The 22,692-nt window shown below is 70.9% G+C and carries 19 protein-coding genes; 5 read left to right on the top strand and 14 right to left on the bottom strand.

All coding sequences use genetic code 11. From position 1 onward, the window contains the following. Nucleotides 1–131 precede the first annotated feature (131 nt). The gene (locus tag OG417_RS24430; RefSeq protein ID WP_329260467.1) at nucleotides 132–1,100 is read left to right on the top strand and encodes an AraC family transcriptional regulator; all 969 of its coding nucleotides are present in this window, start codon (nucleotides 132–134) and stop codon (nucleotides 1,098–1,100) included. 157 nt (nucleotides 1,101–1,257) lie between these two features. Beyond that, nucleotides 1,258–2,175: an NADP-dependent oxidoreductase gene (locus OG417_RS24425; protein WP_329260463.1), complete on the top strand. Its 918-nt coding sequence runs from the start codon at nucleotides 1,258–1,260 to the stop codon at nucleotides 2,173–2,175. A gap of 75 nt (nucleotides 2,176–2,250) precedes the next feature. On the opposite strand, the gene OG417_RS24420 is transcribed toward OG417_RS24425, so the two are convergent. The 3 genes from OG417_RS24420 to OG417_RS24410 all read right to left on the bottom strand — a co-directional run bounded on the left by OG417_RS24420 (nucleotide 2,251) and on the right by OG417_RS24410 (nucleotide 4,161). Next, the gene (locus OG417_RS24420; RefSeq protein WP_329262509.1) at nucleotides 2,251–2,538 is read right to left on the bottom strand and encodes an HAD hydrolase-like protein; all 288 of its coding nucleotides are present in this window, start codon (nucleotides 2,536–2,538) and stop codon (nucleotides 2,251–2,253) included. 199 nt (nucleotides 2,539–2,737) lie between these two features. After that, complete coding sequence (locus tag OG417_RS24415; RefSeq protein WP_329260459.1) at nucleotides 2,738–3,517, bottom strand: SDR family NAD(P)-dependent oxidoreductase; 780 nt, start codon at nucleotides 3,515–3,517, stop codon at nucleotides 2,738–2,740. 161 nt (nucleotides 3,518–3,678) lie between these two features. Further along, nucleotides 3,679–4,161: a peroxiredoxin family protein gene (locus OG417_RS24410; protein WP_329260456.1), complete on the bottom strand. Its 483-nt coding sequence runs from the start codon at nucleotides 4,159–4,161 to the stop codon at nucleotides 3,679–3,681. A 179-nt stretch (nucleotides 4,162–4,340) separates the two neighbouring features. Between OG417_RS24410 and OG417_RS24405 the strand changes: the two genes are divergently transcribed. From OG417_RS24405 to OG417_RS24395, 3 genes are read left to right on the top strand one after another with little or no spacing between them, the layout of a single operon-like run. Continuing rightward, nucleotides 4,341–5,018 (top strand): sigma-70 family RNA polymerase sigma factor, encoded by a 678-nt coding sequence (locus OG417_RS24405; protein WP_329260453.1) that lies wholly within the window; start codon nucleotides 4,341–4,343, stop codon nucleotides 5,016–5,018. Beyond that, nucleotides 5,015–5,227, top strand: coding sequence for a hypothetical protein (locus OG417_RS24400; protein WP_329260450.1), 213 nt, complete (start codon nucleotides 5,015–5,017; stop codon nucleotides 5,225–5,227). The genes OG417_RS24405 and OG417_RS24400 overlap by 4 nt, the downstream gene beginning before the upstream one ends. 30 nt (nucleotides 5,228–5,257) lie before the next feature. Then, the gene (locus tag OG417_RS24395) at nucleotides 5,258–6,826 is read left to right on the top strand and encodes an HAL/PAL/TAL family ammonia-lyase (RefSeq protein WP_329260448.1); all 1,569 of its coding nucleotides are present in this window, start codon (nucleotides 5,258–5,260) and stop codon (nucleotides 6,824–6,826) included. A gap of 79 nt (nucleotides 6,827–6,905) precedes the next feature. On the opposite strand, the gene OG417_RS24390 is transcribed toward OG417_RS24395, so the two are convergent. From OG417_RS24390 to OG417_RS24340, 11 genes are all read right to left on the bottom strand, one after another. Further along, nucleotides 6,906–8,015, bottom strand: a complete 1,110-nt coding sequence (locus tag OG417_RS24390) for a glucose 1-dehydrogenase (RefSeq protein ID WP_329260445.1) — start codon at nucleotides 8,013–8,015, stop codon at nucleotides 6,906–6,908. After that, nucleotides 8,012–8,335, bottom strand: coding sequence for a hypothetical protein (locus tag OG417_RS24385; RefSeq protein ID WP_329260442.1), 324 nt, complete (start codon nucleotides 8,333–8,335; stop codon nucleotides 8,012–8,014). The genes OG417_RS24390 and OG417_RS24385 overlap by 4 nt, the downstream gene beginning before the upstream one ends. Next, nucleotides 8,319–10,184, bottom strand: coding sequence for a glycoside hydrolase family 15 protein (locus OG417_RS24380; RefSeq protein ID WP_329260440.1), 1,866 nt, complete (start codon nucleotides 10,182–10,184; stop codon nucleotides 8,319–8,321). The genes OG417_RS24385 and OG417_RS24380 overlap by 17 nt, the downstream gene beginning before the upstream one ends. Nucleotides 10,185–10,424: 240 nt before the next feature. Beyond that, nucleotides 10,425–11,591 (bottom strand): serine hydrolase domain-containing protein, encoded by a 1,167-nt coding sequence (locus OG417_RS24375; protein WP_329260437.1) that lies wholly within the window; start codon nucleotides 11,589–11,591, stop codon nucleotides 10,425–10,427. 99 nt (nucleotides 11,592–11,690) lie between these two features. Continuing rightward, a complete protein-coding gene (locus OG417_RS24370; protein WP_329260434.1) occupies nucleotides 11,691–13,376 on the bottom strand; it encodes a helix-turn-helix domain-containing protein in 1,686 nt (561 codons plus the stop codon). A 79-nt stretch (nucleotides 13,377–13,455) separates the two neighbouring features. After that, nucleotides 13,456–14,562, bottom strand: a complete 1,107-nt coding sequence (menC, locus tag OG417_RS24365) for an o-succinylbenzoate synthase (protein ID WP_329260431.1) — start codon at nucleotides 14,560–14,562, stop codon at nucleotides 13,456–13,458. After that, on the bottom strand, nucleotides 14,559–15,431 hold the full coding sequence (locus OG417_RS24360) for a GNAT family N-acetyltransferase (RefSeq protein WP_329260428.1): 873 nt from the start codon (nucleotides 15,429–15,431) through the stop codon (nucleotides 14,559–14,561). The genes menC and OG417_RS24360 overlap by 4 nt, the downstream gene beginning before the upstream one ends. Before the next feature lie 23 nt (nucleotides 15,432–15,454). Next, nucleotides 15,455–16,585 carry a M20/M25/M40 family metallo-hydrolase gene (locus OG417_RS24355; RefSeq protein WP_329260424.1) on the bottom strand — a complete coding sequence of 377 codons (1,131 nt, stop codon included), beginning with the start codon at nucleotides 16,583–16,585 and terminating at the stop codon, nucleotides 15,455–15,457. Beyond that, a complete protein-coding gene (locus OG417_RS24350; RefSeq protein ID WP_329260420.1) occupies nucleotides 16,582–19,947 on the bottom strand; it encodes a serine hydrolase in 3,366 nt (1,121 codons plus the stop codon). Before OG417_RS24350 ends, OG417_RS24355 begins: the two co-directional genes overlap by 4 nt. Then, nucleotides 19,944–20,690, bottom strand: a complete 747-nt coding sequence (locus OG417_RS24345) for an ABC transporter ATP-binding protein (RefSeq protein WP_329260418.1) — start codon at nucleotides 20,688–20,690, stop codon at nucleotides 19,944–19,946. Before OG417_RS24345 ends, OG417_RS24350 begins: the two co-directional genes overlap by 4 nt. A gap of 55 nt (nucleotides 20,691–20,745) precedes the next feature. Next, nucleotides 20,746–22,689 carry a dipeptide/oligopeptide/nickel ABC transporter permease/ATP-binding protein gene (locus tag OG417_RS24340; protein WP_329260415.1) on the bottom strand — a complete coding sequence of 648 codons (1,944 nt, stop codon included), beginning with the start codon at nucleotides 22,687–22,689 and terminating at the stop codon, nucleotides 20,746–20,748. Between the last annotated feature and the right edge of the window lie 3 nt (nucleotides 22,690–22,692).

The following is a 22,692-nucleotide window of genomic DNA, read 5'->3' as shown; positions in this document are numbered from 1 at the left end:
GATAAAGATGGCTTCGGTGACGAGGCCATCGGCGCGCGGATTGCGGTTCGGAACATCCATGGCTTCAGACTCGGATGTGTAGCATGTAGTGAACAAGGCATGAAAGTCTCATTTTTCCGCGCGAGCGTCTCATGGACACGATCACTGAGATCATTCGCATGGCGAGAGTTCAGGCGAGTCTGGACAGGCGCTGCCTCCTTGCCGGCGCGACCGTCATGGAAATGCCCGCGTGCGGCGAGGGCGAGGCGCCCTTCCACGTGCTGGTCGAGGGCACCTGCACGCTCGAACTCCCGAACCGGCCCATCGAGCTACGGCCGGGCGATGTCCTCCTGTTCCCGTGGAGCGCGCCGGCCCACCGGATCCACACAACAGGCGAGGGGCCCGCGCAGGAAGCGGTGATGACACCAGGCGACAACTTCGCCACCTTCCGCAGCCCAGCGGGTGAGGCGGCGATCGACCTGTTCTGCGGCTACTACTTGTACGGCGCCGGCGCGGGCACCATGTTCTTCCGAAGCCTCCCCAACCCCCTTCACATCTCCTTCGCCGGATCGGGCAACGCGAGCGAGATCCTTCGCATGTTGAGCACGATCCTGCGACAGGAGGCCGAGAACGATGGGCCGGGCACCGCCGCCGTCCTCTCCCACCTCTGCAGTGCGCTACTCGCGATGGTGCTACGGAAAACGAACCGACGGTTCACCGAAACCGCGCTCTGGACCGCGGCCGACGACGACCGAATCCGCGCCGTCATCGACGCCGTCCTTCGCGAGCCCGGCGCCGACTGGACGATCGCGCGCCTCGCGCAGATCGTCAACATGTCGCGGGCCACGTTCGTCCGGCATTTCTCTCAGTGCACCGGCATGACCGTCGGCGCACTCCTCGCACACATCCGGTTGATGACCGCCGCCGACCTGCTCACCGACACCGACTTCCCCGTCGCCGCCGTCGCCACCGAAGTCGGATATCGCTCCGAGTCCGCCTTCAGCCGAGCGTTCCGCCTAGCAACCGGATCAACCCCGGCCCGATTCCGCCGTAACGTGGCGAACAGTCAGCCCACGAGGATGCTGCGAGCCTACGGCCCCCCTCAACTAACTGGACCGTAACGTCCAAACAGGCCTGGCGCAGCACAGTGCTACTGGCGGTCACGAGGGTGACCCCCGTCCCGTCGGGGGGCTGTGTACCGGACCTGTACTGGACGATACAGTCCATAGAGTCGTACACAGAGTGTGGCGGCGAGGACTGGATGGAGGGAGCTTCCCGATGAAGGCGATTGTGGTGACGGACCAGGCCGCGGGAACGGCCGGGATGACGCTGACGGAGCGGCCTGAGCCGCCGGCAGCGATCAACGACGTGATCGTTCAGATTCACGCGTCGGGCTTCGTCCCGACCGAGATGGAGTGGCCATCGACCTGGACCGATCGCGCCGGCCGGGACAAGACACCGTCGATCCCCGGCCACGAACTCGCCGGAGTGGTCACCGCCCTCGGCTACGGCACGACCGGACTGTCCATCGGACAACGCGTGTTCGGCCTCGCCGACTGGCACCGCGACGGCACCCTTGCCGAATACGTGGCCATCGAAGCACGCAACCTCGCACCGCTCCCCGGCGACGTCGACTTCACCGTAGCCGCATCCCTGCCCATCTCAGGTCTGACCGCATGGCAGGGACTGTTCCAGCACGGCCGTCTCCAGGCCGGCCAGACCCTCCTCGCCCACGGCGCGGCCGGCGCGGTCGGAACCATGGTGACCCAACTCGCACGCGAGGCCGGCGCATACGTCATCGGCACCGGACGCGCCCCCGACCGCCAAAAGGCACTCGACTTCGGCGCACACGAGTTCCTCGACCTCGACAACGACACCCTCGAAGACGCCGACGGCGTCGACCTGGTCTTCGACGTCATCGGCGGCGACATTCAAAGGCGGTCCGCAGACCTGATCCGAGCCGGAGGAACCCTGGTGTCCGTCGTCGGCCCGACCGAAGCGCGACCCACCAACGGCCAGACGATCGACTTCGTCGTCGAAGCCGATCGCGCCCAACTAGGCGAGATCATCCAGCGAGTACGAGACGGACGACTACGAACGAACATCGGCGACATCGCGCCCCTCGACAACGCCGTCACCGCCCTCAACCCGACCACGCGACGCAAGGGGAAGACGATCATCCGCGTTCGTCCGTGAGGACTCTTGGCCTAGGTCTCGGCTAGGCCGACGGAGGCTACTCGGCCATGTCGCGGCGCGGTGGTGGGGGCGCTGCTATTCGATGTCCATCGTCATGATCTGGTCGACGACTTCGGAGATGTCGGCGCCGACGATGTCGGGCCGGCCGCCGAGCGGGCTCGGCACCATGCCGGGACGTGCGACGAAGGCGGCCTTGCACCCGGCGGCGAGTGCTCCGGACGCATCCCAGGAGTGCGCCGCGACCAGGCGAACTTCCGCCGGATCGACGTCGAATGCCCGCGCGACCGCGAGGTAGGGCTCCGGAGCCGGCTTGAGCCGCTTCACGGCGTCGGCCGAGACGACGTCGTCGAACTGCTCGCGGATCCCGGCATTGGTCAGTTGTGCCTCGGCGACCGTTTGGGGTTCGTCAGGGTGACCAGCGTGAGGTTGGTGGCGCGCAGCCGCCGTAGGGCGCCGGGGACCTCCGGATGGGCCGGCAATGAGCTCATCCCGTTCACCACGGCAGTGGCCTCTTGGTCATGGCCTGTCTCCTCGTGTGAGCGATACCGGTCAGGGGGCTCCATTACGGGCTGGAATGGGAGACGGGGTCGGTGACATCCCAGATCCGCCCCGTTTCCTCGCCCGGAAGCCGGTCGAGCAGCGACCTCGCCGACCGCTCCGGGGCGATCAGAGAGCCTTCCGCGTACGAGCGGCTGAACCGCTGGTGCAGGTTCGTACCGATCCGGTCTGGGTCTTGGCCGCGGATCCATGCCTGCATCGCGGTGTCGACCGATCCGGGTCGGAAGGCGTTGGCGGTGACACCGCTGCCGGCCAGTTCGGCGGCGAGGTTCACGGTGTGCGTCTCGAGAGCCGCCTTGCCGGTGACGTAGGCGTTACCGCCGATCATGGATGTGGGGCGGGCGACGACGCCGCTGGAGATGTTGACGATTCGGCCCCACCTCTGCTCGATCATGGCAGGTAGCAGCGCGAAGGTCAGCGAGGCGACGGCCACGACGTTGATGCCGATCGCGGCCGCCCAGTCGTCGGGATCGATCTCGGCGCTCGGACCGAGCGGCCACACGACGGCGGCGTTGTTGACGAGAATGTCCACGCCCCCGAGTTCGTCACGGGCGCGTGTCGCGCACCGGGCGAGCTGGTTCGGATCCGCGACGTCCGCCGTGATCACCACGGCCGTGCCGCCGAGTTCACGGACGGACGCGGCGCCGGCGGCGAGTTCGTCGTGCGAGCGCGCGACCAGTGCCACACTGACGCCCGTCTTGGCCAGTTCGAGCGCGATCGCCCGCCCGATGCCGCGTCCCGCACCGGTCACCAGCGCTGTGCGGCCGTTGAGCGAAGTAGTCATGGATGGTTGGCGGCCACACAGCGCGTCTGTCTTACCTCCAGGTTGTCCCGAGTCGTGGGCATGGCGGGTGTGGTGACGCGGAGCCCGGCAGGCGGAAATCGGGCGTTGTGCCGCGTTTCCGCCTGCTGGAGCGCCGTGTGCGAAGTCTCGGGCGCCGGTGGCTAGCCGGCCGCGTGCTCCCGCAGGTAACGGATCAGGCCGGCCACATCTTGGGGGACGAGTCGGCCGATGGCTCCGCTGGAGTACACGCTGACGATGATCTTGCCATCGGCGTCGAGTACGAAGCCCGTCGACTGCAGGTACTTCGGGTCCTGGTTAACGAACGCGCCCGTCGCCTCGGCGATCTCGTCCGCGTCGGCGCTGTGCCCGAGCGGGAAGGTAAGGCCGTGTTCGTCGGCCAAGGCCCGCGTTGTGGCCTCGTCCTCGACGGTGAGCGCGACGACCTTGGCGTCGAGTCCGGTGAGCGTGTCAAGGGCACGCTGGAAGGCCCGCAGTTGTGCGTTGCAGTACGGGCACCAGTGCCCGCGGTAGAACAGGATGACGCCGAAGTGGCCGCGCAGAGCGTCAGGCAGTGCCAACGAACCGCCGTCGAGAGATGGGACCGTCAGCGACGGAAACCGGTCGCCCGGGTTGAGGAGCGGCATGTGAGGTGTCCTTTCAGTAGTGCGCCGAACGGACGGTTAGCGCAGCCGGAGGGGGCCGGGCTTACCTCAGATCCCGCCGAATCCGTTCGGCGTTCGCGTTTCGTAAGGTCAATCGGCGGCTGCCACCGTGGCGGGGACCGATGAGAGCCGGTCCGGACCAGGCACCGTAGGCTCGGATCATGTCGCCATCGGAGCCGCCCGACAGCGCGGAACACGAGCGCGCGCGCCGGCAGGCCGCGTACCGGGACTCGCGTGACTGGGTGAGCGCGTTGACCGGTACGGAATCGGCGCGTGAACAGGCGATCGCGGACCTCCACGGCCTGCTGTTGCGAGCCGCCCGGCGGGAGGCGCTCAGACGCCGGGCGGCCCTCGGCATCGACGGACCCGAACTCGACGACCTGGCCCACCAGGCCGCGGCGGACGCGCTGGTCGCGATCACCGCGAAGGTCCGCCAGTTCCGAGGAGACAGCCGGTTCACGACGTGGGCCTACAAGTTCGTCGTACTCGAGGTGTCCAACAAGATCGGACGTCACTTCTGGCAGCGGCGGACGTGGCCGATCGAGCAAGAGGACTGGGATCGGCTGCCCGACCGGTTCGGCCTCCGGCCGGAAGATCAGGCCGAGTGGCGGGACCTGGTCTCGGCACTGCGCCGCGCGGTGGACGAGGAACTGACCGAATACCAGCGCACGATCTTCTCGGCCCTCGTACTGGGCGGCGTGCCGGCGGACGCGTTGGCCATCAAGCTGGGAACGACTCGCAACGCTCTCTACAAGGCCTTGTTCGACGCACGGCGTAAGATACGCGCGAACCTGGTCGCCAACGGGTATCTGACGCTCGGCGAGGTGGAGCGATCATGAGTGACTGGTCATCTCTCGAGCGGTTCCTGCGAACGGATCCACTCGACGCGGGCTGCGCCGGTACCTTCGATCTGCTCGACCTCTACGTGGAAGAACGGCTCGCGGGTGGCGATCCCGAAGGACGCTTCCCCGGTGTCGCCGCCCACCTGCGGATCTGCGACCCCTGCCTGGACGACTACGAAGGTCTGCTCGCCGCCGTCGGGGCCTGACACGTGGACGATTGGGGGGCCGCGGTTCGCATGACACGTCCGGGATCCATCCCCTCCCCCGGCGACGGCGACGGCGACACCGTGTTCGTCGACGGGCGGACACTGTCATGCGCGGACGTTGTCGCGGTCGCCCGGCACGGCGCCGAGGTCGCTATGGCGGCAGAGGTGACTCCGCGGCTGACGCACGAGCGAGCCGTCGTCGACGATGTCGTCGAACGTCAGATACCGGCCTACGGCGTGACGACGGGCCTGGGCAGCCGGTCGTCATATGCGCTGCCACGCGAAGAACTGGCCGAGTTCAGCGTTCGCACCGTCCGCGGCCGGGCCAACGCGGTCGGGGATCCGCTGCCGGCCGAGGTCGTGCGGGCCGCCATCCTCGCGCGGATCAACGGTATGGCGGGCGGAGGAAGCGGCGTCCAGCCGGAGGTTGTGCGGCTACTTGTGAGCATGCTCAACGCGAGAGTGCACCCGGTCGTGCCGGAGGTGGGCTCCATCGGCTCCTCGGACCTGTCACAGATGGCCCATGTCGGTCTCGTCGCCATCGGCGAGGGGCACGCCGAGATGTCCGGAGAGATCCTCGACGGTGCCACCGCACTACGACGCGCCGGCCTGAGTCCCGCCGGTCTCGGCCCCAAGGACGGGCTGGTGCTGTGCGGCGCGAGCCCGCTCGCGGCGGGCCATGGCGCGCTCGCCGGCCACGACGCGATGATCACCCTGTCTCTGGCCCAGGCGGTCACCGCGCTCACCTTCGAGGGCTTCCGCGCCAACACCAGCCCGCTCGATCCGCGGGTGCAACGGATGCGTTCGGCTCCCGGGCAGGCGCGCGCGGCGGGTGAACTGCTCGCCCTCCTCGATGGTGGTGAGCTCGTCGACCCGCGCCGGGCGCGGCGGGTCCAGGACCCGGTCAGCCTACGCAGCGCGGCCCAGGTCCACGGAGCGCTGTACGCGGCCCTCGGCTTCGCGACCGCCGCCATAGAACCGGAGCTCAACGGCTGCGGCGACAACCCGCTGGTGCTGCCCGACACCGGCGAGGTCCTGTCGTCCGGCAACTTCCACACCCCGGCGTTGGCCCTCGCCTTCGACACGCTCGCACTTGCCCTGACCCAGACCGCGGCGATCTCCGCCGAACGCATGCAACGCCTGCTCAATCCGGTCATCAGCGGTCTGCCCGCGAACCTGTCGCCGTACGGCCTCGAGCGCTCAGGTCTGGCGCCGCTGGCCAAGACGGCACAGGCGCTCGTCGCCGAGATCCGCGTGTTGTCCACGCCGGTCTGTACGGACCCCCGATACGGCGCGGACGCGGTCGAAGACGATTCGACCAACGCCGCACTCGGAGCCCGGCGGCTGAGCAGACTTCTGGGCCGGCTACGCCATCTGCTCGCGCTGGAAGCGGTGACCGCGGCACAGGCAGTGGACCTCGCGGCCCCGGCCGTGCTGGGACGCGGGCCCGAGTTCCTCCACCACGCGATCCGGGAGGTCGTCCCACCACTCGACGACGACCGGCCGTGCGGAGCCGACGTGGAACGCGTGGTCCACGACGTCCTGGCCGCCACCGCGGTGCAGGAGACCATCCGTGCCCTGCTCACGCCGAACGGCTGAGCTTCACGGGCCACCACCGATGAGCGACACCCGCTCCGCGGTCGGCGACGGCCGCGGAGGCGTGGGCGCCGGTCCGGCGTCACCCGTTGTCCGGGGACACCTCCACGTACACCTTGATCGCGCCGGGCTCGCCGAGCGCGGCGAGGGCGTCGTCGTACCGGTCCAGGCCTGGGATCGGGTGGGTGAGCAGGCGGGACAGCCAGCCGAGCGTGCGGGTCTCGGTGATGGCGAGGTCGCGGACGCCCTCCTCGAAGTGTTCCCGGCTCGCGTTCACCGTGCCGAACATCACCTTGTTCCCCAGTACGAAGTCCAGGTTGATCGCGTCGGACGGCACCTCGCTGCGCCGCATCCCGCCGGTGACGCTGGACAGGATCAGCACGCCGTTCTTGGCGAGCAGCCCGCACATCGCGTCGAACACGATCGGGGAGTAGCCGGTCGCCTCGAACACCAGGTCGAACGCGCCACCCCGCGCGGCGACCTGCGCCAGTGTGGTCTGCCGGGTGCTGACGTATGAGGCACCGATCGCCTCGACCAGTTCGGAGTTGAGGTAAGGGGCCTGCTCCAGGCCGAAGGTGGTGACCTCAAGCCCCCGGTTGCGCAGGATCATGGTCGCGAGCAACCCGATCGTGCCGGCGCCCAGGACCGCAGCGCGGCGCGGGTGCCACACCTTCAGCCGGCGTTGGATGTCGTACGCCTGCAGGATGCCCTTCTCGGCCACGCTCGTGGGCTCCAGCAGTACGGCGACGTGCCGCAGGGCCGCGGGCACCGGGATGAGATAGCGGGGCTCCTCGACGTAGTACTCCCTCAAGAACCCGTGCACCCGGCTGATCCCGTGCTCGAAGTAGGCCTCGTCGGTCGTCATGTCCGGGGTGTCGATGACGTCGTACAGGCTGCTCCCGGCGCGTCGGACGCGGGCGACGACCAGGTCGCCGGGTCGTACCTCGCTCACCGCCGGACCGACCTCCTCGACGACGCCGAGGCTCTCGTGGCCGGTGATCAGTATTTCCTCGCCGGCCGGCGCAGTGCCGTACTCGCCGGCGTTGATCTCCTTGTCGGTGCCGTCCAGACCGACGCGTAGGACCCGGACAAGGACGCCGTGACCGTCCGGGACGTCGGTTACGGCGGGCTTGGGCACGTCCGTGACGTGGGCGCTGCCCGCCTTCCCGGGACATACGGCGATCGCCTTCATCTTCGGTCCTCCCTCCGTGAGCAGTGGTGACGACGGAGCCGCTGGACGCGGTCGCGGAGTGGGTGTAGGCGCAGTTCAGGAACCGACAGCGGTAAGCGTTGTCGTGCAGCGCCACTGATCCGGCCCAGCGGCGAGTAGACGATCCCCGCCGCCGCGGCCGCGACCAGCGCACCCGTCATGAGCCGCCGCAGGTCCTCGTCCGGCACCGCGCCGACGACCGGCGAGCCGGCCGCGAAACCCACGACGATCGCGCTGACGGCGAGCAGCAGCAGGAGCGCCGTGCCGGCGAACTCGACGGCGACCTCACGCCACCCGACCATCGCCGTTCCCCTGGCCCGGGCCCACCGGCCCGCGGGCCCGTTCGGCCTCGTCGATGGCCCAGGCGGCGTTGACCAGCCCGATGTGGCTGAACGCCTGCGGGAAGTTGCCGAGCGACTCGCCGCGGCCCGGGCCGACCTCTTCCGACAGCAGGCCCACGTCATTGGCGTACGCGGCGGCCCGCTCGAACACCTCCCTGGCCCGGCCGACCTGCCCGGACAGGGCGAGCGCCTGCGCCAGCCAGAACGTGCACAGCAGGAAGGTCCCCTCCCCGTCGGTGAGACCATCGACACCGGTCACGGTGCGATAGCGGTAGACCAGCCCCCTTTCGTCAGTGAGCCGGTCCGCGACGGCGTCGATCGTGGACAGCATCCGCGAGTCACCGGCGGGCAAGAAGCCGACGATCGGCACCATGAGGGCGCTGGCGTCCAACTCGTCCGAACCGAAGGCCTGCGTGAATGCCCCCACCCGGTCGTTCCAGCCCTCGCGCAGCAGGTTGTCGCGGATCTCGGCTCGGGTCCGCCGCCAGGACTCGACGCGGTGCTGCGCCCGCAGACGGCCGGCGAGGGCGATGCCGCGGTCGAGCGCAACCCAGCACATGAGCTTGGAATACAGGAAGTGCTGCGGCTCCGCCCGCATCTCCCAGATGCCCTGGTCCTTCTCCGTCCAACGCTCGGCGGCGGTGTCCGCACAGGCGATGAGGAAGCGCCGGACATCGTCGTCGATGTCGCCCATCTGCTGTTCGAGGCGCACGGCCGCATCGAGCAACTCGCCGTACACGTCGATCTGCCGCTGGTTCCACGCACCGTTGCCGACGCGGACCGGGCGGCTGTCGCGCCAGCCGCGCAGGTGCGGCAGCGTACGCTCGCTCAGGTCGTGCTCGCCGCAGACGCTGAACATGATCTGCAGTGCGCGGTCCGTGCCAAGGGACGGGGCGGCGGTGGTGAGGAAGGCGAAGAAGTCGTTCGCCTCGTCGGGACAGGCCGCGACCCACAGGGCGCTCATGGTCAGCGACGCGTCCCGTACCCAGCTGTACCGGTAGTCCCAGTTGCGCTCACCGCCGATCTCTTCGGGCAACGACGTCGTCGCGGCCGCGACGATCGCCCCGCTGGGCTGGAAGGACAGCGCCTGCAGCACCCGTCCGCTGTGGCGCACCAACTCCTGCCACGGGCCGTCGTAGGTCTGGTGGAGGCTGGACCATGACTGCCAGGCGACGATCGTGGCGTCCAGCCGGGCCGCCAGTTCCGCCTGATCCCACATCCGCGCGGGAGTCTCCTCCAGCGTCGAGCGGTGCATACCGAAGTGCCGTGTCTCGCCCGTGCGCGCCGTGAACACGCCGTATCCGGTGCTGTCGCCGATGTCGAGGGGCACCGGCGTGGTCAGCACGAGCCACTCAGCGCCGCCACGGGCGGTCACGCCGCCGCCGACGATGGACAGGATCGGGCAGATCAGACCGTACTCTGGCCGGGGCCGGTACTCGATCTCCATCGGCACCTCACCACCGAGGCCGGACACCCGCCGGACGAGCAGGTGCGGGACCCCGGCACCGAGCCGGTGACCGCCGTCGTCCGGGCCGGTCAGCAGGGCATCGGTGAGGACGACCGTGCCGTTCCCGGTACGGAAGGTGGTCTCCAGCACCATCGTCTGCGGTACATAACGCCGCGTCGTCTTGTACGGGACGGACGGCCGGATCACCCAGTGCCCGGCATCGTCGTCCAGCAGCCGGGCGAACACGGACGGGCCGTCGAACCGGGGGAAGCACAGCCACTCGACCGACCCGTCGCGGCCGATCAGACCGGCGGAATGACGATCGGACACCAACGCAAGGTCGGCTATGGGTGTGGTGCTCATCAGCGCTCCCGAGTGCGGAGACTCGGACACAGTGCAGGACCTGAGAAGGCGGCGATGTTACGCCCTAGGCCGCCACCGAGAAATCCCCCGGCCAGGCCGCCAGGAACATGAGCCGACATTACCACGCTACCTAAAGATCGTAACAGAGAGTAACGATATTCGCAATCGTCGCAGGTCACACCTGCGCGCAACCAGGGCACTTAAATGATTTTGTTTAGATTCCCGGCGTTGGTGACGGGGTCACCCGCACAGGGCGCTGTCGATGGCGGCTTGCAGGTGGTTGATCTGCCCGTCGGTCTCTGGCAGTCGGGTGACGGCGACGGTTGCGGCGCGGCCGTCGTCGGTGGCGGCGTCGCTGGAGTGGTAGCCGTCGATGTCGCCGCCGTGGCCCCAGGCCAGGCCGCCGCAGCTCAACGGGGTGCTGATCAGGCCGAGCCCGTACCGGGCGCCGGGCCACAGGCCGGGGGCGTCGACGGTTCTGCGCATCTCGTTCAGCTGGGCGGGCTTGAGCAGCCGGCCGCCCAGTAGCGCGGAGAGGAACCGGTCGACGTCGCTCGGCGTGGCGACCATCTGCCCGGCGGCCCAGCCCCACGAGGGGTCCAGCTCGGTGACGTCGGTGAGCGGCTGGTCCGGCTTGTCCCGCGTGTAGCCGTGGGGGTGCCGCTCGTGGATGGTCTGGTCGCCGACATTCGGGAAGTAGGTGTGGCGCAGCCCGGCACGGTCGATCACCCGCTGGGTGATCTCCTCCACCAGCGGTCGGCTCGTGATCTTCTCGATGAGCAGCCCGAGGACGACGTAGTTCGTGTTGCTGTACTCCCACTTGGTGCCCGGCTCGAAGTCGGCCTTCTGCGCCAGGGCCATGTCCAGCAGCTCGCGCGGCTCGAAGTAGGTGTGCTGGAAGGGCAGGAATCCGTTGGCCAGGAAGTTCGTGTAGTTCGGCAGTCCGCTGGTGTGCTGGAGAAGCTGCCGTACGGTGATGTGCCGACCGTCGATGCCGTTACCGCGGATGAGCTTGGGCAGGTACGTCTCGATCGGCTGGTCGAGGCCGACCTTGCCCTCACCGACGAGCTGCAGCACGACCACGGACGTGAAGGTCTTGGTGTTGCTCCCGATCCGCACCTGCCCGTCCACCGGCACCTTCGCCCGCGTCGTCAGGTCGCTGACCCCGGCCGTGTAGTTACGGACACGCCCACTCCGATCGCGCACGGCGGCCAGGGCGGCGGGAAACCCGTCATCGCGCACCAGCCCGTCCAGGCGTTGCTGCACGGGATCGGCCGGCGGACGGACCCGTGAGGTGATTGCGTCGGCGACGGAGTCAGGGCCGGGCGTCACCAGGCTGCCCAGTACCGCCAGACCACCCATGGCGGCGACGGGGACGATACGGCGGCGGAAGCGATGATTTCTCATGCCGGAAACGCTAGGCACGGGACGCACCACGATCGATGGTGCAGCCAGGTCGGTTCACGGTATAGCAGCCTGTACCTCTCTGGGGCGCCATGAGCACCACTACGAGGCGCTGGGGCGGCGCCCGTTGCCGGACGGCGGGTCGACGCGGAGCACCCTCAGCTGCACCATCATGGCGAAGCGCTGGTCGGGATCGCCGAGATCGCACTGCCCGATCTCGGCGACCCGTCGGAGCCGGTACCGGAAGGTGTTCTGGTGGACGGCGACCGATTCGGAAGCCACGACGACGTCACCGAACGCGTCCAGCCAGGCGCGGAGTGTCTGGACGAGGTTGGCACGGTGCCGGCGGTCGTAGTCGAGCAGCCGTGCCAACGCTCCCGTCGGCTCCTCACTCCGAGCCGTGGCGAGGTCGCGCAGCTCCGAGACCAGCGCTTCGCCCTGCAGTTCGTCGAAACGGCCGATCCGCCGATGGATGCGTCCGTCGCGGAGCACCCGCAGGACCCGGTCGACACAGGAGCGACTGTGGGCCACATCGGACAGGTCGAGTGCCACCGGGCCCACCGCGGTGATCGGCGGCAGCCGCTCCCCCACCCGATCCAGGAAGTCCTGGAGGATCCGCACCGCGCGCGTCTCGGCCTTCTCCGCGGCTCCGGTCATGGGCACCAGCCCATAGGTGACCGCACCGATCGCCGCCGCCGTGGAACGGGGGTGGACCGCGGACAGGTGCAGGGCGAACGCGTCGCTGAGCGACTGCCGATCGTGGACCACGGCCGCGCTGTCGGAGTGGTCGTAGCGCAGGCCTCGTTCGTCGAGAGCCACGCCGAGCACCAGCAGCGGCTGACCCGACAAACCGAGCCGCTCGAGCGCCTCACCCGCACCGACGCCGCCCTCCAGCGCGGTACTCAGCAGGTCTGCCCGCATCCGCCGCTGCACGTCGGCGCCGGCACGGACCCTGAGCATGTGCAGTGCGACCAGCTTGGCCGCTTCTCGCAGCGCCTCGTTGCGCTCGTCGCTGAGAGGGGCGGGTACCGCTGCCCAGATGGAACCGAGCACCTCGTCACCCGCGCGTACGGAGATGGCGACGCGTGGCACTCTGAAGCCGCCCATCCTGTCGGGGATGGGGTCGATGAAGACCATCTGGTCGCTGCGGAGCAGATCCCGGAAGACTCCGCGCTCGTGCAGGACTCGCGCGTACCGCTCCGGCACCTGCCGGCCGAGGATGGTCTCGACGCGGGAAGGGTCGGCCTCGTCCTGGCGGCCGGAGAAGGCGAGCACGCGGGAGTTGCGGTCCTCGATGGTGATCGGTGCGTCGAGAAGCGCCGCGATCGCGTTGGCGACCGCGAACAGGTCACCCGCGGGCAGTCCGCCAAGCGACTCCTCCTCGGCGGACCCCCCGCCCGTACCCTGGTTGAGCAGAGAACGGAGCATCTCGCCGAGGTGGCCCCACGCGGCCCCGCGGCGCAGGCCGAGCACGGCGACCGAGGCTTCGTCGGCGGCGGCCCGTACCTCGTCGGTGAGCGGGACCGGCGCACGGAGGACGAGTGCGGCCGCGTTCTGGTGCCCCAGCGTGCGCAGGAGCGCGGCGACGTGACCAGCCTCCACGCCGATACCGAGCACCAGCGCATGGGGCGGCATTACGGGTTGATCGAGCGGGTCGTGGAAGACGACAGCGCTGATCTCTCCGGGACGGTCGGGGTCGCCGTGCACGAGCTCGAGCAGAGTCGCGCCCAGGTCATCGACGACCCGTCCGAGATTCGCGCGGGGACGCGCGGTGCCGCCGTGCTGCACGGTCTCACGGTAGACGCGCCCCACGCCGTCAACTAGTCGAATCCGCCAGATGAGGCTGCTTTTTGTCGTATTCGACCATTCACGCGGTGAGCCACTCGGCTGCGGTGGTGACCTCGGCGAGCCGATCCGGCACCGGCACCACGCCGAGCCCCGGGCCGGTGGGCACCTCGAGGTGACCGTCGTCGAGCACGAACGGCTCGGTGATGTCCGAGGCGTAGTACCGCCCGGACGCCGAGGTGTCGCCGGGCAACGTGAACCCGGGCATGGCGGCGAGCGCGACGTTGGCGGCCCGGCCGAGCCCGGTCTCCAGCATTCCGCCACACCACACCGGTACGCCGTGTGCCACGCAGACGTCATGGATCCGACGGGCCTCGAGGTACCCGCCGACCCGCCCGGGTTTGATGTTCACCACCTGGCAGGCGCCCAGCCGGATCGCGGCCGCGGCGTCGCGGGCCGAGGCGATGGACTCGTCCAGGCAGATCGGCGTCCGGATCTGCCGGGCCAGCTCCACGTGGCCGAGCACGTCCTCCTCGTCGAGGGGCTGCTCGATCAGTAGGAGGTCGAAGGGATCCAGCCGGGCCAGCTGTCGCGCATCGGCCAGAGTGTAGGCCGTGTTGGCGTCCACCTGGAGCAGGAGGTCGTCGCCGTACCGCTCGCGGACGGCGCGAACCGGCTCGAGGTCCCAGCCGGGCTCGATCTTGAGCTTGATGCGGACGTAACCCTCGGCGAGGTAGCCCCCGACGGCTTCGAGGAGCTCGGGGATGCTGTCCATGATCCCGACCGAGACGCCGCACGGGACCCGTTCGCGCACGGCGCCGAGCGCGCGGCCGAACGAGCGGCCCTCGGCGCGTAGTTCGGCGTCCAGTACGGCCATCTCGAGCGCCGCCTTGGCCATGCGGTGGCCCTTGAACGGCGCGAGGACCCCGGCGACGGAGTGAGCCGAAGGCGGCCCAGCGGCCAGCACCGCCGGGACGAGGAACCGGCGCAGCACGTCCTCGGCCGCGTCGACGTACTCGGAGGAGTAGAGAGGGCTGGTCATCGCCACGCACTCGCCCCAGCCTTCGGCGTCGTCCGCCGTCACGCGCACGAGCAGGATGTCGCGGGCGGTCTGGGTTCCGAACGACGTGCGGAACGGCGCGACCAGTGGCATGGAGATCCGTCGCAGTTCGACGCCGGTGAGTTTCATGATTCCCTCCGTACGATGTACCAGCCGGTGCGGTCGAAGCCGTCGATCCGGCCACCGCGGCCGGTCAGGTCGGTGAGCGCCTCGCGCACGGCGAGCCGCCAGCGCCGGGCCAGCCCTGGTTCGGTGGCGCGGAGCGCGGCGATGTCCCGGGGCACCGCGACGAGTGAGGTGGCACCGTCGAGCCTGCCGGGTACCGGGCTGCCGTCCTCGGCGATGCCCAGTGCGAGGACGGCGCCCGCCCTCAGCTCGTCTTCGGCCACCTCACCGACGCCGTCCCCGAGGCTGGCGAGGGCCACCGCGCGGTCGCGGAGCCGCCAGCGGATCAGGAGCCGGTCGGACTCGCCGTCGCTGTTGATGGCGTCCACCATCGGGCCATAGAAGTTCGGCAGGTACTCGACCGGTCGCGCGGCCAGCTTCACGAGGTTGAAGTAGGCGTTCCTGGCCACCAATGGGTCGAACGTCCAGGCGATCTCGGAGACGTCGCGAAGCAGTGCCCATGCCCGCTGGTGCAGTTTGAGCGCGAAGCCGACGCTGCGACCGGTGGCGGCCGTCGAGACACCGGCGATGTGGCTGTGGAGAGCGCCGCCCGCGGGAGCGAAGAAGCCCACGCAGGCGCCGACCAGACGGTCGCCGTCGAACGCGCCGGCCACGTAGTTACCGGCTTTGGTGAAGGCGCGCAGCAGTTCGATGGTCACCGGCGGGTTCGCGGAGCGGCCCCAGATGGTGGCGAACAGGCTGACCACACCGGTGAGCTCGGCGATGTCGGTGAGCTCGCGCACCGAGACGCCGGCCGCCCGGGCCGCGGCCTCCGCGGCCCGCGCCGCGTGGTCCAGTACCGGCTCCGCGGCCGCGGTGCTGATATCGGTCACGGGGCCTCCTTCGTCGGGGGTCGTCACGGTCGTGCCGTGGCGGACGTGGCGAGCGGGTCCGGCTCGCCCGCCAGCAGCTGTTCGACCAGCGCGCGCACCAGCGCGGTCCGCGCGGGCATCTCTTCGGCCAGTACATGTTCGTCGGCGGCGTGCGCGCCGCCGCCGACCGCGCCGAGGCCGTCCAGGGTGGGCGTGCCGACGCCGGCGGTGAGGTTCCCGTCGGACGCGCCGCCGACCGCGGCCCGAGCGGGTTCGGGCAGTCCCCGGTCGGTGGCGATCCGGCACAGCAACGCGTAGAGCGGCGCCGAGGCCGCCGCCTCGAGTGGAGGGCGGCTAGGGCCGGCGGCCGTCTCGACGCGGGCACCGGGCACCGTGGCCCGCAGGGCACGGATCGCCCGGTCGACCCGTTCCTGTTCCGCGACGGTCCTGGCCCGTACGTCGACGGCGAAGGCCCCCTCGGCCGGGACGGTGTTGGTGGTGGTGCCGGCACGGGCGAGGGTCGGCGTGACCGTGGTGCCGGCCGTCCGGTCGGCGAGCTCGCTGACGGCCAGCACCTGGTGGGCCAGCTCCAGGGTGGCGTTCACGCCACGATGCGGTTCGAGCCCCGCATGGGCGGCGCGCCCGGCGACGCGCACCTCGTACTGCGCGGCGCCCTTGCGCTCGGTCTTGAGGGCGCCGCCGTCGGCGGACGCCTCGAATACCAGGGCGGCCGTCGCCGCCCTGGCCTCCCGCTCGATCAGTTCGCGGGAGCTGGGCGAGCCGATCTCCTCGTCGCCGGTCACGAGAAGGGTGACGCCGTCGAGGCCGGCGGCCGCGTGGAACGCCATGACCAGGCCGGCTTTCATGTCGAAGCAGCCGGGTCCGCGCAGGATCCCGTCCTCTACGGTGCACGGGTGGTCGGTCAGCGTTCCGAGCGGCCAGACCGTGTCGTGGTGGCCGAGCAGCAGCACCCGTGACGGTCCCGCGCCGAGCCGCCAGCGCAGATGCGTCCGGCCGTCCAGCACGATCTGCTCGGGTGCGACGCCGAGGCGTGCGGCGCCGACCCGGGCGACGAGCTCGGCCGAGCGCGCGACGGCCGCCAGGTCGGTGGAGGGTGACTCGCACTCGATGAGGGCGCGTGCGTCGGCGAGCAGGTCGCGAAGGGCGGCCGTCATCGGTCCACCCTCGGGGTGGCGCGTACACCGAAGTGCAGGTATCGCTCACCGGCCGGCAGCTCGTAGAAGGTGACCGGCGCCCAGGTCTCCGCCTCGGGCGGCTTGACGGCGAACAGCGCCGGACCGACCGGGACCATCGGATGCTCCTCGACCGGGTCGGGTACCAGCTCGGCGAGCGGGCCGGTGATGGTGGAGCGGAGCAGTGGTCCCTCCGGGCCGTTCTCGACCTCCATCCGCACGCCGGTCCGCTCGTAGACGCCGACGTAGGGCGCCACGTCGGCGGTCACCGGTTCGGACGGCGGCGCGAACGGCTCCGGCATCGTGATGCCGGCGACCTCGGCGAAGATCTCCCGGTACAGGTCCTCGTAGAGGTCGCGGGCGTGGCCGCCGTTGGTGAGCAGGGCGACGGCGAGCCCCTGCTCGGGCAGCACCCGCAGGAAGGCCGCCTGGCCGAGAGTGTTGCCGTCGTGGCCGATCAGGCGGTGCCCGTCCCAGCCGAACCGGATCCAGCCGAGCCCCCACGAGTCGCCGAGGACGTGTTTGTCGGGTAGGTCGGCCTGGTGCGCGGCCATGGCGGCGGCACTCTCCGTGCTGAGGATCCGCGTGCCGTCGGCCGCGAGCCCGCCGGTCAGGTGCAGCCGCGCGAACGCCAGCACGTCGGCGACGGTCGAGGTGATCAGTCCGGCCGGGCCGATCGAGCGGGGCAGCATCCAGGCGGGCGCCGTGTCGAGCCTGCCGTCGCGCTCCTCGTGGCCGACCGCGGCGGAGAAGAGCAGCGCCTCCTCCGGCAGGGTCACCGTGTGCGTCAAGCCCAGCGGCGTGTACAGCCGGTCGCGTAGCGCCTGGTCCCAGGTCTGCCCGGTGACCTTCTCGATCACCCGGCCCAGCAGCGCGTAGCCGGAGTTGCAGTAGGAGAAGGTCGCGCCCAGCGGGTGGTTCTGCCCGGCCCCGCCGAGAACGTCGACGTACTTCTCCAGGCAGTCGTCGCCGCGGCCGGTGTCGGTGAACACGTCGCCGTCGATGCCGCTGGTGTGGGTGAGCAGGTGCCGCACCGTGACCGACTTCGTGACCTCGGCGGTGGCGAGCCGCAGCTCGGGCAGAACCTCGGCGACCGGAGTGTCCAGCGCGAGCAGCCCCTCGTCGACCAGGGCCATCGCCACGGTCGCGGTCCAGACCTTGGTGATCGAGCCGATCTGGAACAGCGAGTCGGTGGCGACCGGTGCGCCGGTGCGGACGTGGAGGACGCCGTGCGCGGCCTCGACCAGCTCGTCGTCGTTCGCTCCGATGCGGAGGATGCCGAGCTGCGCGCCGGGCACGTCGTGCCGCTCGGCGAGCCGGGCCAGCCGCCGCTGCCAGTGGGCGCCGTCGATGCGAGCCCGGCCCGCCCGCCCGGTGTGCTGTTCGAGCCAGTCCAGCACACGGTGGTTGAAGTCGAGCCGCTGCGAGGGCGGGCCGAGGAGGATGAAGACGTGCGCGGCATCCGGGTAGACGACCAGCCGGGTCGGGACGCCTCGCTCGCGCAGCGCGGTGTGCCACTGCTGAGCCTGCCCGAGCGGGCAGGTCAGGTCGGCGGCGCCGTGCAGCAGCAGGGTCGGCGTGCGGACGTCGGCCACTCGGGTGAGCGGAGACATGGCGGCGTACTCCGCGGGCTTCTGCCACGGGGTGCCGCCGAGTTCGTGGACGCTGAGGAAGTGGCAGTCGTCGCTGGAGCCGCCCATGCTCACCAGGTCGCTGACCGTGCCGCCGGCGACGGCCACCGCGAACCGGTCGTCGTGGCCGGTCAGCCAGCAGGTCATGAAGCCGCCGTAGCTGTAGCCCGCCACCGCGAGCCGGTCGGGGTCCGCGAAGCCCTCGGCGACGAGCCGGTCGAGCGGCTCGAGGAAATCGGCGGCGTCCGCGACGCCCCAGCCACCGCGGACCCCGTCGTAGAACGCCTCGCCGTATCCGTCGCTGCCGCGCGGATTGACCAGCAGCACCGCCCAGCCGCGGTCGACCAGCTCCTGGTGGTACAGATGGATTTCGTCCGCGGCCGCGTTCCACGCGTTGTGCGGGCCGCCGTGCACGTCGAGGAGTACCGGCCGCGGGCCGCTGCGCGCGGGGTCGTGCATCAGCCAGGCCTGCACCGCGGTGCCGTCGGAGATGGTGAACCACCGCTCCTCGCGGGGGTACAGGTCCACGCCGACGAGCGCGGCGCCATGGTCGGTCAGCACGGTTTCGGCCCCGGTCACCAGGTCCACGACCGCGATCTCGCCGAATGACGTGGGGGTGGTGAGCGCGACCGTGGCGCGGCCCCCGCCGACCGACAGCCCCGAAACGACCCGGCCGGGCCCGGCCAGCACCGGGCGCGCGTCATCGCCGTCGGTCGTGACCGACCACAGGTGGGTGCAGCCGTGGTCACGGAGGCAGAAATAGATCCGGCCCTCGTGCTCGTGCGGCAGGCCGCCGGGGTAGGCGGGAGCGCCGGGCATCACGTTGCGGTCGAGCGGGTCCGACAGGTCGGTGACCTCGCCGCCGACGACGCCGACCCGGTACAGGTGGGCATGTCCGACCGGGTCGCCGGACCAGCCGACCACGAGCAGCGCCGAGCCGTCGGCGGCCCAGCCGACGGTGGCGGCCACCCCGTCGGCGAAGGCGAGCACGCGTGGCCGGGCGTGCGGTGTGCCCACCTCCAGCAGATGCACCGGGGTGCGGTGGCGCAGGTCGCTGTCGGCACCGGCCCTGCGGGTGAAGGCGAGGACGGTGCCGTCGGGCGACCAGGCCGGGGTACCGGCGCTCTCCGGTCCGTCGGTGAGCTGCCGGAGCTCACGGCTGTCCAGGTCGAGGACGTGCAGCTGCCGGCGCACCGGGCCGTACATCCCCTCCCCGTCGGCCTGGTAGTCGAGGCCGTCGGAGACCATCGGTCCCCGCGCGCCGCCGGTCGGGTCGACCCGCGCGGTGAAGGCGAGGCGGCGGCCGTCGGGGCTCCAGCACGGAGCCCCGGCCCCGAGCGGCAGGTCGGTCACCTGTTCGGGCTCCCCTCCCCCGGTGTCGAGCACGGCGAGCTGCCCGTCGCGGAGGAAGGCGAGCCGGCGGCCGTCCGGCGACCAGGCCGGCGCGGTGTCGGCCGGACCGGAGGTGAGGCGGCGGGGCGTGCCGCCGGCGGCGCCGACCAGCCAGAGCTGATCGACGGTACGGTCGCCGGCCGCGTCCAGGGTCCGGAGCACGTACGCGATCCGGCTTCCGTCCGGCGACAGCGCCGGAAGCGATGGCACCGCCAGGTCGGTCAGGTCCTCGATGCGCAGTCGTCGGCTCATGAATCCTTCTTCGTCGGAGGAGTGACCAGGGGCGCCGTGTTCATTGATGCACTCGCTTCGCTCGCTCATGGCCTGCTCCTTCGTGTCGTTCGCCCGGGTACGGCGGCGAGCAGTTCGCGGGTGAAGTCGTGACCGGGCTCGGTGAGCACGCGTGTCGCCGGTCCCTGCTCGACGAGCCGGCCGTGCCGCATGACCGCGACGTGCGAGGCGACGTAGCGGACGACCGCGAGGTTGTGGGAGATGAACAGCATCGCCAGGCCGAGTTCACGCTGGAGCTCACGGACGAGGTTGAGCACGGCCCCCTGGACCGAGACGTCCAGGGCGGAGGTGATCTCGTCAGCGATGATCACGCGGGGACGTGCCGCGAGTGCCCGCGCCAGCGCGACCCGCTGCCGCTGGCCGCCGGACAGGCGGGACGGGACGACGTCGACGCAGGCCGGGTTCAGGTGCACCAGCTCGAGCAGCCGCTCGACCTCGGCTCGCCGGTCGGCGCGTGAGCTGCCCGGCGGGATCGCCTCGGCCACGCATCGGCCGACCGTCATCCGCGGGTCGAGCGACGAGTAGGGGTCCTGGAAGACCATCTGCAGCGGACGCGGCCGGCCCCGGGTCGGGACCGGCGCGCCGCCGAGGGTGATCCGGCCGCGGCTGAGCGGGGCCAGGCCGACGGCGGCCCGGGCCAGCGTGGACTTGCCGGAGCCGGACTCGCCGACGAGACCGACCACCGCCCCCTCCGGCACCGTCAGGCTGGCCCCGTCGACGGCGGTCGTCCGGCCGTAGCGGACCGTGACATCGTCAAAGCACAGCTCGCTCATGATCCCTCCTTCGTCGGAGGAGTGACCGGGCACGCGTGCCTGCCGATTCGCTCGCTCACGGGGACTCCACCAGTTCGTCGATGATCCGGTCGTCCGGTGGGGCCGGCAACGGCTCGCCCGCGTGCCAGCAGGCCACGCGGTGGCGTGGCGAGTCCGCCGGGTCGGCGACCAGCGGCGGGTCCTCGGCCTGGCAGCGGGCGTCGGCGAGCGGGCACCGAGCGGCGTAGGCACAGCCGGCCGGCACGTCGGCCGGGTCGACCGGGCGGCCGGGGATCGTCGCGAGCGGCTCGTCGGGGTCGGTGTTCATGTCGGGCACCGCGTCGACCAGCGCCCGGGTGTAGGGGTGCCGGGCGGCGGCCAGATCGGCGGCCGGCAGGTCCTCGGCGATCCGGCCGGCGTACATCACCAGGATGCGGTCGCAGACCTCGCCGACCACCGTGACGTCGTGGCTGATCAGGATCAGCGCGACGTCGTCCGCCTCGCGGATCTCGGCGAGCAGGTCCAGCACCTGCTGCTGCACGGTGACGTCGAGGGCGGTGGTCGGCTCGTCCGCGACGATCAGCGCCGGGGCGCCCATCAGTCCCATGCCGATCATCGCTCGCTGGCGCATCCCGCCGGAGAACTCGTGGGGATACTGGCGGACACGCGTGTCCGCGTCCGGGATCCGCACCGCGGTCAGCCGGGCGGCGGCGCGGGCCATCGCTTCCCGGCGGCTCATGCCCTGGTGATGCGTTGCCACCTCCGCCAGCTGGGCACCGATGCGGCGGGTCGGGTTGAAGGCGGTCATCGGGTCCTGGAAGACCATGGCCAGCGTGGTGCCCAGCATCCGGCGCCGAACCGGGGTGTCCGGCGCCAGCAGATCGTTCCCGAGGAACTCGAGCCGGGAGGCGTCGACGCGGCCCTGGTCGGCGAGCAGCCGGGTGATCGCCAGTGCGGTCATGGACTTGCCGGATCCCGACTCCCCCACGATGCCGACCGCCTCGCCGCGGCGTACGTCGAAGGACACCCCGCGGACCGGCCGTACCGGACCCGAAGGCCCGGACACGGTGACCTCGAGGTCGCGGACGTCGAGTACCACATCGGACGACCGGTCCCCGGGATCCTCGCCGTGGCCCGTACGCTCAGGGCCGCTCGCCGACCCGGCGCGTCGGGGCACCACGGCGCGCAGGCCGACGCCGACGGGGATGCCGAGCCCCTTGGCGACGGACTCGCCGAAGAGGTTGAACGCCAGCCCGGCCAGCAGCACCGCCGCCCCGGGGGCGAGCGCCGCCGCCGCGTTCGCGTAGATCGTGCCGATGCCGTCGTAGAGCAGGCGGCCCCAGTCGTAGGACGGCGACTGGACGCCGAGGCCGAGGAAGGACAATCCGGCGAAGGACAGCAGTGCGGTGCCGGCGCCGATGGTGGCGTTGATGACCAGCGGCTCGGCGATGTTGGGCAGCACGTGGCGGATGAGGATCCGGAACCGGCCGACCCCCACCGTGCGGGCGGCCGCGACGTAGTCCCGCGCGGCGACCCCGGCGACGAGCGTCTGGGTGAGGCGCCCGAACGCCGGAGCACCCGCGAGCCCGATGGCCAGGACCGCACCGGTGGCGCCGACGCCGAAGACGACCGCGAAGAACAGTGCCAGCAGCAACCCCGGGAACGCGACGGCGATGTTCACCCCGGCCGACACCAGCCGACCGGACCGGCGGCCGAGCACGAACGGTGCCGACCCGAGCAGCAGCCCGACGACCACCGTGATCACGATGGCGAGCAGGGCGAGCGAGATCGACAGCCGGGACGCGACGAGGACCCGCAGGAGGATGTCCCGGCCCAGGTTGTCCGTTCCCGCCCAGTGTTCGGCGGACGGCTGGGCCAAGATGGCGTCGGTGTCGACGGCGTCGGCGCCGGAGCCCCACAGAGCCGGTCCGAGGACGGCCGGCGCGACGACCGCCACCATGAGCACCGTCGCCGTGAGGCCCAGCGGTGTGCGGACGACCCGCGTCCAGCGTCCTTGCATCCG

Origin of the sequence: Actinoallomurus sp. NBC_01490, from assembly GCF_036227085.1 — a bacterium.
GTDB lineage: Bacteria > Actinomycetota > Actinomycetes > Streptosporangiales > Streptosporangiaceae > Actinoallomurus > Actinoallomurus oryzae.
This window is presented reverse-complemented; position numbering and strand designations above follow the sequence as displayed.